Annotated in this window: 2 protein-coding genes; both read left to right on the top strand. The window is 74.6% G+C overall.

Annotated features, from left to right (window positions below):
- Window positions 1-734, top strand: a 734-nt coding sequence (locus tag ACYVE9_RS28445; protein ID WP_461030764.1) for a MoxR family ATPase, incomplete at its 5' end; no start/stop codon positions are given.
- Window positions 731-947, top strand: a 217-nt coding sequence (locus ACYVE9_RS28440; protein WP_461030763.1) for a hypothetical protein, incomplete at its 3' end; no start/stop codon positions are given. The genes ACYVE9_RS28445 and ACYVE9_RS28440, both read left to right, overlap by 4 nt.

The raw sequence follows: 947 nt of genomic DNA, 5'->3' as shown, positions 1-947 counted from the left end.
CGGAGGCGGGCACCGCCGAGGGGGACCGGCCCGCGGCGGGTGCGGCCGAGGGGGACGAGGCGGGGCAGCCGCCCCTGGAGGCGTCCGACGCGCACGAGGCCGAGGGCGTGGGCACGTCTGCTGCCGACGAGGGCCTGGACGTCGGTGAGTTCGTGCAGCTGGGCCCGCTGGGCACGGCGCTGCTTCCGCGTGAGGTGCCGCGGGTGCTGCTGATCGACGAGTTCGACAAGGCCGACATGGATCTGGCCAACGATCTGCTGAGCGCCTTCGAGGAGGGCGAGTTCGTCATTCCGGAACTCGCCAGGCTCCGCAGGCGGACGCCGGACGTGGAGGTGCAGACGGACGACCCCGACGTGAGCGTGCGGGTGCGGCACGGCCGGGTCCGCTGCCGTGCCTTCCCGTTCATCGTCATCACCAGCAACGGAGAGCGCTCCTTTCCGCCCGCCTTCGTCCGGCGCTGTCTGACGCTGGAGATGCCGCCGCCGGACGCGGACCGGCTGACGGCGATGCTCGCCGCGCAGTTCGGAAACGGCGACGGTGCCGACGACGGCGCCGAACGGGCCGAGTTGGTGCGGGACTTCCTGGCCCGCTCGATGGCCGGCGGAAGCCTGGCCGCCGATCAGCTGCTCAACGCCGAGTACCTGCGGATGGCGGCGCACGGCTCCGACCGGGCGGCCAGGGACCGGGTGCTGCACGCGCTGTGGCGCAGGCTCGGTGAGGCGGGTCCTGGATGACACCGTCGCCCTCTCCGCGCGGTGGGGCGAAAGGCGGTACTGGGCCGGGTATCGCCTCGCCGGCCGGGGCATTCGGCGATCCCAGCTGGTTCGAGGTGGGGGAGACCCGCTGGCTCGCCGCCCTGATGGAGCAGCGCGTCCGCGCCGCCCGGGCGGCGACCGCCGAGCGGGAGGCCGCCGAGCGGGACCGCACGGCGCGGGAGGGCGACGACC

The sequence above is a fragment of the Streptomyces sparsus genome, assembly GCF_054776295.1.
This window is presented reverse-complemented; position numbering and strand designations above follow the sequence as displayed.